The organism is Streptomyces sp. CA-288835 (assembly GCF_050936385.1).
Lineage (GTDB): Bacteria > Actinomycetota > Actinomycetes > Streptomycetales > Streptomycetaceae > Streptomyces.
On sequence record NZ_JBNJMW010000001.1, the window covers coordinates 8394444 to 8409370 of the forward strand.

Consider the following 14927-nt stretch of genomic DNA (forward strand, 5'->3'; position numbering starts at 1 on the left):
TGAGCCCCCGCGTGGACGATCATCCACGACATGTACGACACGGGGGAGGGGCGGCTCCCTTGAACGGAAGTCGCCCCTCGGAGGGGAGTGCGTGCCCCCTACTTCTTGTCGAGAAGGTCCTGCACCTTGCCGCGGACCTCGTCCGTCGCAAGCCCGCGGATCGTCAGCGTCGTACGGCGGCGCAGCACGTCGTCCGCCGTCTCGGCCCACTCGTTGTCCCGGGCGTAGACGACCTGCGCCCAGATCTCCGGGGCGTCCGGGTGGACCCGCTCGGCGAGCTCCGGGTCGTCGTTCGCGAGGCGGGCGATGTCGAAGGCCAGCGAACCGTAGTGGGTGGCCAGGTGCCGGGCCGTCTCCGGTGCCATGCCCGGACCCGGCGCCGGGTGGTCGACGAGCAGGCGGTGCGCGACCGCGCGCGGGTTGGCGACGCCCGGCAGCGGCAGCTTCTTCGGCAGCTCGGAGACCGGCTCGAAGTCCTCGCCGAGCGGACGGCCCGGCAGCGACTCCAGCTTCTTCATGACCGTACGGCCGATGTGGCGGAAGGTCGTCCACTTGCCGCCGGCGACGGACAGCATGCCGCCCGCGCCCTCGGTGACGACCGTCTCCCGCCTGGCCTTCGAGGTGTCGCCCGGACCGCCGGGCAGCACGCGCAGACCCGCGAAGGAGTACGTGATCAGATCACGGGACAGCTGCTGGTCACGTATCGAGAACGCGGCCTCGTCCAGGATCTGCGCGATGTCCTTCTCGTTGACCGCGACGTCCGCGGGGTCGCCCTCGTACGCCTCGTCGGTCGTGCCGAGCAGCAGCATGTCCTCCCAGGGGAGGGCGAAGGTGATGCGGTACTTGTCGATGGGGGTGGCCAGTGCGGCCTTCCATGGGGCGGTCCGCTTGAGGACGAGGTGGGCGCCCTTCGACAGACGTATGGAAGGCGCCGCGTTCGCGTTCTCCATCCGGCGCAGGTGGTCGACCCACGGCCCGGTCGCGTTGAGCACCAGGCGCGCCGACACCCCGAACTCGCTGCCGTCGAGGCGGTCGCGCAGCTCGGCGCCGCTCACCCGGCCCCTGGTGAAGCGCAGCCCGGTGACCTCGGCGTGGTTGAGGACGACGGCGCCCGACTCGACGGCCGCGCGGACCGTCATCAGCGCCATCCGGGAGTCGTTCATCTGGTCGTCGCCGTACACGGCCACGGCCTTGAGATTGTCGGTACGCAGCTCGGGCACATCCTGCGCGGCCTTCGCCGGGCTCAGGAGATGACCCACGCCGTCACCGAAGGCGGACAGAGCCGAGTACGCGAACACACCGGCACCCAGCTTCGCCGCGCCGTGCGGCCCGCCCTTGTACACGGGGAGGTAGAACGTGAGCGGATTCGCCAGGTGGGGGGCCACCTGGCGGGAGACCGCACGGCGCTCGAAGTGGTTCTCCGCGACCAGCTTCACCGCGCCGGTCTGCAGATAGCGCAGACCGCCGTGGAGCAGCTTGGAGGAGGCGGAGGAGGTGGCGCCGGCGAAGTCGCCGGCGTCCACCAGCGCCACCCGCAGCCCGGACTGCGCGGCATGCCAGGCGGTGGAGATGCCCAGGATGCCGCCGCCGATGACGAGAAGGTCGTACGTCGCCTTGGAGAGCCGCTCCCGGGTCTCGGCGCGGCTCGGGTGAAAGCCGGAGGCCGGGCGCGTACCGAGGGCAGGTACGGACTGCAGGGTGGACTGACTGGTCATGCGGATTCTTACTCCTTGTCAGAGCTTCCCGGAGCGCTGGTCAGCTCGCTTCAGCGCTGGTCAGCTCTCGTCCTCGAGCCAGCCCATGGTCCGCTCCACGGCCTTGAGCCAGCTCTTGTACTCACGGTCGCGCTTCTCCGCGGCCATGTTGGGGGTCCACTCGGCGGCCCGGCGCCAGTTGGCGCGCAGATCGTCGGTGCTGTTCCAGAAGCCGACGGCGAGACCGGCGGCGTAGGCGGCGCCGAGGCAGGTGGTCTCGGCGACCATCGGGCGCACCACGGGGGCGTCCAGGAAGTCCGAGAGGGTCTGCATCAGCAGGTTGTTGGAGGTCATGCCGCCGTCGACTTTCAGGGCGGCGAGTTCGACGCCGGAGTCCTTGGTCATGGCGTCGCTGATCTCACGGGTCTGCCAGGCGGTGGCCTCCAGCACGGCACGGGCGATGTGCGCCTTGGTGACGTACCGGGTCAGGCCGGCGATCACACCGCGGGCGTCGGGGCGCCAGTACGGGGCGAACAGGCCGGAGAACGCCGGGACGAAGTAGGCGCCGCCGTTGTCCTCCACCGACGAGGCCAGGGTCTCGATCTCGGCTGCGGTGCTGATCAGGCCCATCTGGTCGCGCATCCACTGCACCAGCGCGCCCGTGACGGCGATGGAGCCCTCCAGGGCGTAGACCGGCGCCTGGTCGCCGATCCGGTAGCCGACCGTGGTCAGCAGCCCCGAGTACGAGTTGATGATCTTGTCACCGGTGTTCATCAGCATGAAGGTGCCGGTGCCGTACGTCGACTTGGCCTCACCCTCGGAGAAGCAGGTCTGGCCGAACAGGGCCGCCTGCTGGTCGCCGAGCGCGGAGGCGACCGGGATGCCGCCGAGCAGGTCGCCAAGCTTGCCGCCGGTGATCTCGCCGTACACCTCGGCGGAGGAGCGGATCTCCGGCAGCATCGCCATCGGCACGCCGATGGATTCGCAGATCTTGTCGTCCCACTGCATCGTGTGCAGGTTCATGAGGAGGGTGCGGGAGGCGTTGGTGACGTCGGTGACGTGGTGGCCGCCGTCGACACCGCCCGTCAGGTTCCAGATGACCCAGGAGTCCATGGTGCCGAAGAGGATGTCGCCGGCCTCGGCGCGCTCGCGCAGGCCCTCGACGTTGTCGAGCAGCCAGCGTGCCTTCGGACCGGCGAAGTACGACGCGAGCGGCAGACCGGTCTCGCGGCGGAAGCGGTCCTGGCCGACGTTGCGGCCGAGTTCCCGGCAGAGGGCGTCGGTACGGGTGTCCTGCCAGACGATGGCGTTGTGGACGGGCTCACCGGTGTTCTTGTCCCAGAGCAGCGTGGTCTCGCGCTGGTTGGTGATGCCGATGGCCTTGATGTCGTCGCGGGTGATGCCGGCCTTCTCGATGGCACCGGCCACGACCTCCTGGACGTTGGTCCAGATCTCGGCGGCGTTGTGCTCGACCCAGCCCGGCTTGGGGAAGATCTGCTCGTGCTCCTTCTGGTCGACGGAGACGATCCGGCCGTCGCGGTCGAAGACGATGCAGCGGCTGGAGGTGGTGCCCTGGTCGATGGCGGCGATGAAGGGACCTGCGGTGTGGGCGTCGGTCACGGTGTGCTCCTGAAATTCCGTGGTCAAAAGAGGCGGTCTAAGAGGCTGGCTCACTGCGCTGGTTTACGGGTCGCTTGCGGCTACAAGTGAACGTACGGCGCTGAAGGACCGTGCCGCTCTAAGCAAAGGCGACGTTGTAGATACCTGCGGCGACAGCTCCGCCGATCAGCGGACCGACGACCGGGATCCAGGCGTAGCCCCAGTCGGAACCGCCCTTGTTGGGCAGCGGCAGCAGGGCGTGGACGATACGCGGGCCGAGGTCGCGCGCCGGGTTGATGGCGTACCCGGTCGGACCGCCCAGCGAGAGGCCGATGCTGACGACCACGAGCGCGGTGATCAGCGCGCCGAGGGTGCCGAGGCCCTTGCCCTCGCCGTTCAGGCCCTGGGTGAGGACCGCGAGCACCAGCACGACCGTGCCGATGATCTCCGTGGCGAGGTTCTGCGCGGCCATCCGGATCTCGGGGCCGGTGGAGAAGATGCCGAGCACCGGGCCGGCCGCCGCCTCCCGCGCCTCGACGGACTTGACGTCCTGTGCGCCCGGTCCGCCGACGATCTCGCGGTCGGTGAGGTGGGCGTGGAACTGTCCGTAGTACGCGACCCAGACCAGCGCCGCGCCGATCATGGCACCGAGGAGCTGTCCCGCCCAGTAGGTGGGGACGTCGCCCCACTCGCCGTCCTTGATGGCGATGGCGAGCGTGACGGCGGGGTTGAGGTGGGCACCGGAGAGGGGTGCCGAGGTGTAGACGGCGGTGAGTACCGCGAAGCCCCACCCGAAGGCGATGGCGAGCCATCCGGCGTTACGCGCCTTGGAGGCCTTCAGTGTGACGGCGGCGCAGACTCCGCCGCCGAGGAGGATGAGTATGGCGGTACCGATGGTCTCGCCGATGAAGATGTCGGAGCTGGACACCCGCGACTCCTTTGTCCTTCGTCCAGGGGAATGCCGAACCCCGGGTCCCTCCGGTGGTCCGTGCTCTCAAGGATGAGAGCGGTGCCGGCCCTTGGCGTTGTCACACTCTAGCGCGTATTGCCGGTAGGTGTTCGACAATGCCGACCGATGGACGCGAGTCTTGCCCCAGGCTCCGCGGCACGTCAAGAGCTGTGTCGCCGAATCTCTCGCAGGCCTCATGATCGTTACTGATCGACAAAGGGCCGGGGCATCGACGAATCCACCGTCGATGCCCCGGCCCTCTGTCCTGCCGGTCTCCTGGGTCCTGCTTGCCCTCCTACGGTCCTGCTGGTCCTCTACGGACGCTCAGAACCGTCCGGCACTTCTCCGGGTGCTCAGAACCGCCCGGCGCCCAGGTCCCGCGACACGGCGCGGGCGCAGTCCCGTACTGCCGCGATCAGCTCGGGGCGCACATCCCCGTTCGGGCAGACCCGCTCCACGGCCCCGGTGACGCCCACCGCGCCGACCGGCATCCGCCGCCGGTCGTGGATGGGCGCGGCGACGGACGCGATGCCCTCCCAGGTCTCCTCCACGTCGGCCGCGAACCCACGCGCGCGCGTGAGGTCCAGGACCTCCTCCAGGGCGTCCAACTCGCATACGGTGCGCGCCGTGAACTCCTTGCGCTCGGCCTCTACGACCTCGGTGTGCGCCACCGGGTCGTACGCCGACAGCACCTTGCCCAGCGCCGTGGAGTGCAGCGGCTGCATGGCACCGACCTCCAGGACCTGACGGCTGTCGTCGGGCCGGAAGACGTGGTGCACGATCAGCACGCCGTGCTGGTGCAGGACCCCGAGATAGACGCTCTCGCCGCTGGAGCGGGCCAGATCGTCGGTCCATACGAGGGCACGCGCGCGCAGCTCGTGGACGTCCAGATACGTGGTGCCGAGCCGCAGCAGCTCCGCGCCCAGCTGATAGCGCCCGGAGGCGGCGTCCTGCTCGACGAAGCCCTCCTGCTGGAGCGTGCGCAGTATGCCGTGGGCGGTGCCTTTGGCGAGACCGAGCGAGGAGGCGATGTCCGACAGGCCGAGCCGTCGCTCACCGCCCGCGAGGAGCCGCAGCATCGCGGCCGCCCGTTCGAGCGACTGGATGTTCCGTGCCATCGCAGTCCTGCCTCCGTCCCCTTCGACCGTCGACATACGGCTCTGCTGCCGCTGTTCGACAATGCTGAACACTATCGGTCGTTGTCGACCTCTCGCCATTGGGTGGCCGTCAGTTGTCGTCAACGCGTCCCGGACGGAACCTCACCTGGGCCGCATCCGCAACGCACGTCCGTCCCGTGGACTCCCCTGACCGTCCGAACCGCTCCCGGCTACCCTGGCTGGGTGCGTCCTCCGCCGGGAGCCGCATAGCCGACAGCCGTCGCACAACAGGGAGCCCTTTTCATGGCCTCGTCGCCAACCCCCTCCGCCGACAGCCGGACCCGCATCGATGCCCTTCGCGAGGCGCTCGCCACCCGAGTGGTGGTGGCCGACGGCGCCATGGGCACGATGCTGCAGGCTCAGGACCCGACGCTCGAGGATTTCGAGAACCTCGAGGGCTGTAACGAGATCCTCAACCTCACCCGCCCCGACATCGTCCGCACCGTCCACGAGGCGTACTACGCCGTGGGCGTCGACTGCGTCGAGACCAACACCTTCGGCGCCAACCACGCGGCGCTCGGCGAGTACGACATCGCCGAGCGCGTCCACGAGCTGTCCGAGGCCGGCGCGCGCATCGCCCGCGAGGTCGCCGACGAGTTCACCCAGAAGACCGGGCAGCAGCGCTGGGTGCTGGGCTCCATGGGCCCGGGCACGAAGCTTCCGACGCTGGGTCACGCCCCGTACACCGTGCTGCGCGACGCCTACCAGCAGAACGCCGAGGGCATGATCGCCGGCGGCGCCGACGCATTGCTCGTCGAAACCACCCAGGACCTGCTGCAGACCAAGGCGTCGGTACTGGGCGCCCGCCGGGCCCTGGAGTCCCTCGGCGTCGATCTGCCGCTGATCGTCTCGGTGACCGTCGAGACCACTGGCACCATGCTCCTCGGTTCGGAGATCGGCGCGGCGCTGACCGCGCTGGAGCCGCTCGGCATCGACATGATCGGCCTGAACTGCGCGACCGGCCCCGCCGAGATGAGCGAGCACCTGCGCTATCTCGCCCGCCACTCCCGCGTCCCGCTGTCCTGCATGCCGAACGCGGGCCTGCCGGTCCTCGGCAAGAACGGCGCCCACTACCCGCTGACGGCGCCGGAGCTGGCCGACGCCCAGGAGACCTTCGTACGCGAATACGGCCTCTCCCTGGTCGGCGGCTGCTGCGGTACGACCCCCGAGCACCTGCGCCAAGTCGTCGAGCGCGTACGGGACTTGACGCCCGCCGAGCGGCATCCGCGCCCCGAGCCGGGCGCCGCCTCCCTCTACCAAACGGTCCCGTTCCGCCAGGACACCGCCTACATGGCGATCGGCGAGCGCACCAACGCCAACGGCTCGAAGAAGTTCCGCGAGGCCATGCTGGAGGGCCGCTGGGACGACTGTGTGGAGATGGCCCGCGAGCAGATCCGCGAGGGCGCCCACATGCTGGACCTCTGCGTGGACTACGTGGGCCGGGACGGCGTCGCCGACATGGAGGAGCTGGCCGGCCGCTTCGCCACCGCCTCCACGCTGCCGATCGTGCTGGACTCCACCGAGGTCGACGTCATCAAGGCCGGCCTGGAGAAGCTGGGCGGCCGGGCGGTCATCAACTCGGTCAACTACGAGGACGGCGACGGCCCGGAGTCTCGGTTCGCGAAGGTCACCAAGCTCGCCCAGGAGCACGGCGCCGCGCTGATCGCGCTGACCATCGACGAGGAGGGTCAGGCCCGTACCCCGGAGCACAAGGTCGCGATCGCCGAGCGGCTGATCGACGACCTGACCGGCAACTGGGGCATCCACGAGTCGGACATCCTCATCGACACCCTGACCTTCACCATCTGCACCGGCCAGGAGGAGTCCCGTAAGGACGGCATCGCCACCATCGAGGCGATCCGCGAACTCAAGCGCCGCCACCCGGATGTGCAGACCACGCTGGGCCTGTCGAACATCTCCTTCGGCCTGAACCCGGCCGCCCGCATGCTGCTCAACTCCGTCTTCCTGGACGAGTGCGTCAAGGCGGGCCTGGACTCGGCGATCGTGCACGCGAGCAAGATCCTGCCCATCGCGCGCTTCAGCGAGGAGGAGGTCCAGACGGCCCTCGACCTCATCTACGACCGCCGCGCCGAGGGTTACGACCCGCTGCAGAAGCTGATGGCGCTGTTCGAGGGCGCCACCTCCAAGTCGCTGAAGGCGGGCCGCGCCGAAGAGCTGGCCGCGCTGCCGCTGGACGAGCGCCTCAAGCGCCGCATCATCGACGGCGAGAAGAACGGCCTCGAGCAGGACCTGGCCGACGCACTCCAGGAGCGCCCGGCCCTGGACATCGTCAACGAGACGCTCCTTGACGGCATGAAGGTGGTCGGCGAGCTGTTCGGCTCCGGCCAGATGCAGCTGCCGTTCGTGCTCCAGTCCGCCGAGGTGATGAAGACCGCGGTCGCCTACCTCGAACCGCACATGGAGAAGGTCGAGGGCGACGAGGCCGGCAAGGGCACCATCGTGCTCGCCACCGTGCGCGGCGACGTCCACGACATCGGCAAGAACCTCGTGGACATCATCCTGTCCAACAACGGCTACAACGTCGTCAACCTCGGCATCAAGCAGCCCGTCTCCGCGATCCTGGAGGCCGCCGAGGAGCACAAAGCCGACGTCATCGGCATGTCCGGCCTGCTGGTCAAGTCCACGGTGATCATGAAGGAGAACCTGGAGGAGCTCAACCAGCGCAAGATGGCCGCCGACTACCCGGTCATCCTCGGCGGGGCCGCACTGACCAGGGCGTACGTCGAGCAGGACCTGCACGAGATCTACGAGGGCGAAGTCCGCTACGCCCGCGACGCGTTCGAGGGCCTGCGGCTGATGGACGCCCTGATCGCGGTCAAGCGCGGAGTGCCCGGCGCGACGCTCCCGGAGCTCAGGCAGCGCCGGGTGCGGGCCGCCACGGTGGAGGTCGAGGAGCGTCCCGAGGAGGGCGCCGTCCGCTCCGACGTGGCCATCGACAACCCCATCCCCGAGCCGCCGTTCTGGGGCACCCGCGTCATCAAGGGCATCCAGCTCAAGGAGTACGCGTCCTGGCTGGACGAGGGCGCGCTGTTCAAGGGCCAGTGGGGGCTGAAGCAGGCGCGCACCGGCGACGGGCCCACGTACGAGGAGCTGGTGGAGACCGAGGGCCGGCCCCGGCTACGCGGCTGGCTGGACCAGTTGCAGCGGGACAACCTGCTCGAAGCGGCCGTGGTCTACGGCTACTTCCCGTGCGTGTCCAAGGACGACGACCTGATCCTGCTGGACGAGGCGGGCAACGAGCGCACCCGCTTCACCTTCCCGCGCCAGCGCCGTGGCCGCCGGCTGTGCCTGGCCGACTTCTTCCGCCCGGAGGAGTCCGGCGAGACGGACGTGGTCGGCCTCCAGGTCGTCACCGTCGGCTCCAGGATCGGCGGGGAGACGGCGAAGCTGTTCGAGGCGAACGCCTACCGCGACTACCTCGAACTGCACGGCCTGTCCGTGCAGTTGGCGGAGGCTCTGGCGGAGTACTGGCACGCGCGCGTGCGGTCCGAACTCGGCTTCGCCGGGGAGGACCCGGCCGAGATCGAGGACATGTTCGCCCTGAAGTACCGCGGCGCCCGCTTCTCGCTCGGCTACGGCGCCTGCCCGGACCTGGAAGACCGCGCCAAGATCGCCGAACTGCTGGAGCCGGAGCGGATCGGCGTCGAGCTCTCCGAGGAGTTCCAGCTCCACCCGGAGCAGTCCACGGACGCGATCGTCATCCACCACCCGGAGGCGAAGTACTTCAACGCCCGCTGAGCCGAGACTGACGCGGGCTCGCGAGGGCGCAGGGATCGAGTGCGAGGGCACGCTGAGATGGCCCCACGGCGGGCCTACAGTGTGCCCTCGCACACGTCGGTTAAACGCAGCGTTTCCGCCGTCAGAGTCGTACACTGGTCGGTCCAACGCAGGCCGGTTCCTCACCAGGAGCCGGCCTTCTCGTCCCTCTCGGAGGTGTGCCCGTATGACCAGTACGGTCCCCGCACTCGGTACCCGTACGGCCGAAGGCTCCGCCTTGCAGGCTGTGCTCCTCGACATGGACGGAACCCTGGTGGACACCGAGGACTTCTGGTGGGACGCCGAGGTCGAGGTGTTCGCACGCCTGGGCCACAAGCTCGACGACTCCTGGCGTCATGTCGTGGTCGGCGGTCCCATGACCCGCAGCGCGGGTTTCCTCATCGAGGCCACCGGAGCCGACATCACCCTCGCCGAGCTCACGGTGCTGCTCAACGACGGGTTCGAGGCCCGTATCGCCCGCGCCCTGCCGCTGATGCCGGGGGCAGCGAGGCTGCTCGCCGAGCTGGCCGCGCATGAGATTCCCACGGCTCTGGTCTCCGCCTCGCACCGCCGCATCATCGACCGCGTACTGATCTCCCTCGGCCCGGGAAACTTCGGGCTGACCGTCGCGGGGGACGAGGTCGAGCGCACCAAGCCGCACCCCGACCCGTATCTGCTCGCGGCCGCGGGCCTCGGCGCGGACCCGGCCAGGTGCGTGGTCATCGAGGACACCGCGACGGGCATCGCGTCCGCTGAAGCCGCGGGGTGCCATGTGGTGGCCGTACCCTCCGTGGCTCCCATCACCCCGGCCGCCCGGCGCACCGTCGTGCCCTCGCTGGAAGAGGTCGACCTGACCTTCCTGCGCGGCTTGCTGACGGTCTGAGAACCTTTCGCAGACTGCTGGGCGTCTGCTTGCGGTTGGGAATGTGACGAGCGCTCACCATCCGTGAAAAGTTGAATCCGAGATAAAGTCAGAAACAAACTAGGTGTGCGGGCCACCCGAGTAATTCAATCTTCGCCGAATGGCCGAATTGCTACGGCGCACAACCCTGTCGAGCTTGTGATCTTCCCCACCCGCTAGCCGGGTCGACATAAGGCGTGCGATATGCCGTAAGCCCCTTACTGGCGGTACGAGACGTGCCTTTGTGTCCCGTTTGATGGAGCCGTGCGCGAATCCTTCCGGTGTCGGGTTTTCGGTGCGTCCGCGCCCGGTTTCGCAGCGTGATGGGGCGTCAACTCCGGTCATGGCGAGAGGTACTGCTGGTGCGGACTAATCTCGAGTCGAGAACCTCGCCGTAACACCCGTGACCCTGCTTGCAACACCCCGGCCCGCCGGTTCACGGATCGAAAGCTCTGGAGAACTTCGAGCATGAACCGAAAGACCTTGGTGCTGCCGGCCGTGATCGGCCTGCTCGCCCCGGTCCTCGCCGCCTGCGGCGGGTCCGACATCGGGGCCGGCGGCGACGACGCGATCGTCGTGGGCACCACCGACCGGTTCGCCGCCTCGAAGCAGGCGCCCGCGCCACTGGATCCGGCATACGCGTACGACGTCGGGACCTGGAACGTGCTGCGGCAGACCATCCAGACGCTGATGACCCTGCCCGACGGCGGTGGCGACCCTCAGCCCGAGGCCGCCCAGCGCTGCGGGTTCACCGACACCGGCAACGAGCGGTACGCGTGCACCCTGCGCGAGGGCCTCAAGTTCGCCGACGGCGACCCGGTGACCGCGGGCGATGTGAAGTTCTCCATCGAACGCGCGCTGCGGATCCAGGCCGACAGCGGAGTCTTCGCCCTGCTCTCGAGCATCGACACCGTCGAGACCAAGGGTGACCGCGAGGTGATCTTCCACCTCAAGACCGCCGACGCCACCTTCCCGTTCAAGCTCTCCACGCCGGTCGCGGGCATCGTCAACCCCGACGACTACGACAAGAACAAGCTGCGCGACGGCTTCGCGGTGGACGGCTCCGGCCCGTACACCCTCGAGGCCGAGGTCAAGAATGACGAACTCGTCAACGCCGTCTTCACCAAGAACCCCAACTACCAGGGGCAGTTGAAGGTCAAGAACGACGAGGTCGAACTGCGCTCGTTCGACACTCCCGACGCCATGGGCACCGCGCTGAGCAAGGGCAATATCAGCGTGATGACCCGCACTATGTCGCCCTCGCTGATCAGGAAGCTCCAGAACGCCAAGTCCACGGACATCGACCTGATCGAGCAGCCCGGCCTGGAGATCCGCTACTTGGGCTTCAACACCAACGACCCGTCGGTGAAGTCCAAGGCCGTCCGTCAGGCGATGGCGCAGGTCATCGACCGCGGTGAACTCGTCTCCGACGTATACGGCTCCGGAGCCGACCCGCTGTACTCCCTGGTGCCGGCCACCGTCACGGGCCACGCCAACTCGTTCTTCAACAAGTACGGCCAGCCCGACCCCGCCAAGGCCAAGGCCCTGCTGTCCGAGGCGAAGGTCACCACGCCGGTGAAGCTGACCCTGCATTACACGGTCGACCACTACGGGCCCGCCACCAAAGACGAGTTCGAGATGCTGAAGAAGCAACTGAACGACAGCGGACTGTTCGAGGTCGACATCAAGGGCGAGAAGTGGGCGACGTTCCGCCCCAACGAGCAGAAGGGCAAGTACGAGGTCTACGGCATGGGCTGGTTCCCCGACTTCCCCGACGCCGACAATTACCTCGCGCCGTTCCTCGACAAGAACAACACCATCAACTCTCCCTACGCGAACCCCGAGATCCGTAACACCCTGATCCCGGAGTCCCGCCGGCAGGCCGACCGGCTCACCGCGTCGCGGAGCATCGAGGAGATCCAGAACATCGTCGCCGAGGACGTACCCGTGCTGCCGCTGTGGCAGGGCAAGCAGTACATCGCCGCACGGGACGACATCACCGGAGCCGAACGGGCCCTCAACTCCACCGCCACGCTTCAGCTTTGGGAGCTGGGCCACGGCGTCAGCGGCTGACCCCACCACGGCGTCAGCGAGTTTCTTCGACCAACGCGTTTGACCAACGCGTTCGACCAACGACAAGGCACACGTTCGTGAACATGCGCACCAAATGGCCCGTTCTGTCCATAGCGACGGCGCTGGCCGGCACTCTGCTGGCCGGCTGCGGCTCCCAGGGGGGCGAATCCGGAGGCACCGGCTCGTCCATCGCCATCGGGATGACCGACGACGTCCTGGCCACCGATCCCGCCTCCGGCTACGACCCGGGTTCCTGGCTGTTGTTCAACAACGTCTTCCAGTCCCTGCTGAGCTTCCCCAAGGGCAGCACGGAACCGGAGCCGGAGGCCGCGAAGTCCTGCACCTTCACGGACGGGGACACCAGGGTCTACGAGTGCACCCTGCGCGACGGTCTGAAGTTCAGCAACGGTGACGAACTCACCTCCGAGGACGTCAAGTTCTCCTTCGACCGCATGATGAAGATCAATGACGCCGAAGGCCCGGCGATCATGTTCCCCATGCTCGACAAGGTCGAGACCCCGGACGAGAAGACGGTCGTCTTCCAGCTGAAGGTCCCCGACGCCACCTTCCCCAGCAAGATCGCCTCCGGCGCCGGCTCGATCGTGAACCATCGGGAGTACGACGCGGACGGGCTGCGCGAGGACGGCAAGGCCGTCGGCTCGGGCCCGTACAAGCTCGACTCCTTCAGCGAGGACGAGGCCGTCTTCTCGGTCAACGAGAACTACGAAGGCAACGCCGACGTACGGAACTCCGGCGTGACCCTCAAGTTCTTCCACGGCGACCGCAAGGGCCTGCGCAAGGCCCTCACCGACACCAAGGTCGACGTCGCCTACCGCGGACTCGCCGCCCAGGACGTCGCCGACATCGAGAACGACACGTCCACCGGCCAGGGCATCGAGGTCATCGAGGGCTCCAGCGCCGAGGTGCAGCACTTGGTCTTCAACACCCAGGACCCGGTCGCGGGCAAGCTGAGCGTCCGCAAGGCGATCGCCCACCTCCTCGACCGCGAGGCCCTCGTCGAGGAGGTCTACGAGTCCACGGCGACACCGCTGTACTCGATCATCCCGGCCGGCATCACCGGCCACAACACGGCCTTCTTCGACACCTACGGCGCCCGCCCCTCGCGCACCAAGGCCGAGGACGTACTGCGCGCCGACGGCGTCACCGAGAAGGTGAAGCTCACCCTCTGGTCCACGCCCACCCGCTACGGCCCGTCCACGGACCAGGAGTTCAAGGCGATCGCCAAGCAGCTCAACGACAGCGGCCTGTTCGACGCGAGCGTGAAGTCCGTCGCCTACGACCAGTACGAGAAGGACATCGAGGCGGGCAAGTACGGCGTGTATGTGAAGGGCTGGGTGCCGGACTACCCCGACCCGGACAACTTCACGGCGCCGTTCTTCGGGGAAGGCAACGTCCTCGGCAACGGCTACACAAACTCCAAGATCACCGGGCAGCTCATCCCCGAGACCGCCGCCCTGAGCGAGCGCGCCTCGACCGAGCAGCAGTACGGGCAGCTCCAGGACATCGTCGCCGAGGAGGTCCCGGTCCTCCCGATCTGGCAGGCCAAGCAGTACGCGGTCGTCCGCGACAACGTGTACGGCCTGGAGTACTGCCTCGACGCGTCGACCGTGTTCCGGTTCTGGGAGATCAGCAAGGACTGACGGTCCGGACCGACGGCTCTGCGTATACGGCGATGGCCGCACCCTTTCCTCGGAAACGGTGCGGCCATCGCCGTATTGCTGTGTAGGGGTGCGCGGTCGGCGCGGTCGGTCACTGCGCGCCGGGGCGCACCAGTCCGCTCTCGTACGCGTACACCGCCGCCTGTACGCGGTCCCGCAGGCCCAGCTTGGTCAGGACGTGGCCCACGTGCGTCTTGACCGTGGTCTCGCTGACGAAGAGGTCCGCGGCGATCTCCGCGTTCGACAAACCGCGGGCCACCAGCTTCAGCACCTCGACCTCGCGATCGGTGAGCGTGTGCAGGGTGTCCGGCACCGGCTCGTCGCCCGAGGGCAGATGGCCCGCGTACTTGTCGAGCAGCCGGCGCGTGATGCTCGGCGCGAGCATCGCCTCGCCCGCGGCTACCACGCGGATCGCCTGCACCAGCTCGTTGGCCGGGGCGTCCTTGAGCAGGAAACCGCTGGCGCCCGCGCGCAGCGCCTCCACCACGTACTCGTCGAGGTCGAAAGTGGTCAGCACCAGGACCTTCGCGGGGCCGTCCCGGCCGGGGCCGGTGATCTGCCGGGTCGCCTCGACACCGTCCATCCGCGGCATACGGATGTCCATCAGAACCACATCGGGCTGCAGGGCACGTACCTGGTCGAGTGCCTGGAGGCCGTCTCCGGCCTCGCCGACGACCGCGATGTCCTGCTCCGCCTCCAGGATCATCCGGAAGCCGGTTCGCAGCAGCGGCTGGTCGTCGACCAGTAGGACACGGATGGCCACGTAAGTCTCCTTCGCTAGTCCGGCCCCATTCTGCCCTGTTGGGCTCCGCCGGACTCGGGCGCCCTGACCGGCAAGGTCTGCGCCTCCCGGGGGACGGCCCCCGGACCCTCGGCTGAGTGCGGGTCGGCCGCCCTCGCTGGCAGCGACTGGGTGTCTTGGGGGACGCCCCCTGGATCTCGGGCTGCGTCCGGGCTGGCCGCCCTCGCCGGTAGCGGCTGTGGCTGCTGGGCGGCGACGCCTGGATCTCGGGCCGGGTCCGGGTCGGCCGCCTTCTCCAGCAGCGGCTGTGGCTGCTGGGCGGCGACGCCTGGATCTCGGGCCGAGTCCGGGTCGGC

At 68.4% G+C, this 14927-nt stretch carries 9 protein-coding genes; 4 read left to right on the forward strand and 5 right to left on the reverse strand.

All coding sequences use genetic code 11. From position 1 onward, the window contains the following. Positions 1-98: 98 nt before the first annotated feature. The 4 genes from ACQEVY_RS37940 to ACQEVY_RS37955 form a co-directional block, all read right to left on the reverse strand. Positions 99-1715: an FAD-dependent oxidoreductase gene (locus ACQEVY_RS37940; protein ID WP_432954198.1), complete on the reverse strand. Its 1617-nt coding sequence runs from the start codon at positions 1713-1715 to the stop codon at positions 99-101. A gap of 60 nt (positions 1716-1775) precedes the next feature. Then, complete coding sequence (gene glpK / locus ACQEVY_RS37945; protein WP_432954200.1) at positions 1776-3314, reverse strand: glycerol kinase GlpK; 1539 nt, start codon at positions 3312-3314, stop codon at positions 1776-1778. A 118-nt stretch (positions 3315-3432) separates the two neighbouring features. Then, a complete protein-coding gene (locus ACQEVY_RS37950; protein ID WP_432954202.1) occupies positions 3433-4221 on the reverse strand; it encodes an MIP/aquaporin family protein in 789 nt (262 codons plus the stop codon). A 374-nt stretch (positions 4222-4595) separates the two neighbouring features. Then, positions 4596-5360 carry an IclR family transcriptional regulator gene (locus tag ACQEVY_RS37955; protein ID WP_328772771.1) on the reverse strand — a complete coding sequence of 255 codons (765 nt, stop codon included), beginning with the start codon at positions 5358-5360 and terminating at the stop codon, positions 4596-4598. Positions 5361-5642: 282 nt separating this feature from the next. On the opposite strand from ACQEVY_RS37955, the gene metH reads away from it, so the two are divergent. The 4 genes from metH (at position 5643) to ACQEVY_RS37975 (ending at position 13811) form a co-directional block, all read left to right on the forward strand. Next, positions 5643-9158, forward strand: a complete 3516-nt coding sequence (gene metH, locus ACQEVY_RS37960) for a methionine synthase (protein WP_432954204.1) — start codon at positions 5643-5645, stop codon at positions 9156-9158. Between the two features lie 205 nt (positions 9159-9363). Further along, entirely contained in the window at positions 9364-10059 is a 696-nt protein-coding gene (locus ACQEVY_RS37965; protein WP_432954206.1) for an HAD family hydrolase, read from the forward strand. A gap of 486 nt (positions 10060-10545) precedes the next feature. Next, complete coding sequence (locus ACQEVY_RS37970; protein WP_432954207.1) at positions 10546-12150, forward strand: ABC transporter substrate-binding protein; 1605 nt, start codon at positions 10546-10548, stop codon at positions 12148-12150. Between the two features lie 77 nt (positions 12151-12227). Next, positions 12228-13811 (forward strand): ABC transporter substrate-binding protein, encoded by a 1584-nt coding sequence (locus tag ACQEVY_RS37975; protein WP_432954209.1) that lies wholly within the window; start codon positions 12228-12230, stop codon positions 13809-13811. Positions 13812-13920: 109 nt separating this feature from the next. Here the strand turns inward: ACQEVY_RS37975 and ACQEVY_RS37980 are convergent, their stop codons facing one another. After that, entirely contained in the window at positions 13921-14592 is a 672-nt protein-coding gene (locus ACQEVY_RS37980; RefSeq protein ID WP_030356234.1) for a response regulator, read from the reverse strand. Positions 14593-14927: the final 335 nt, after the last annotated feature.

Coding starts and splice junctions, on each gene's coding strand:
- ACQEVY_RS37940 (WP_432954198.1), bottom strand. CDS start 1,715: ATGACCAGTCAGTCCACCCTGCAGTCCGTACCTGCCCTCGGTACGCGC.
- ACQEVY_RS37955 (WP_328772771.1), bottom strand. CDS start 5,360: ATGGCACGGAACATCCAGTCGCTCGAACGGGCGGCCGCGATGCTGCGG.
- metH (WP_432954204.1), top strand. CDS start 5,643: ATGGCCTCGTCGCCAACCCCCTCCGCCGACAGCCGGACCCGCATCGAT.
- ACQEVY_RS37965 (WP_432954206.1), top strand. CDS start 9,364: ATGACCAGTACGGTCCCCGCACTCGGTACCCGTACGGCCGAAGGCTCC.
- ACQEVY_RS37970 (WP_432954207.1), top strand. CDS start 10,546: ATGAACCGAAAGACCTTGGTGCTGCCGGCCGTGATCGGCCTGCTCGCC.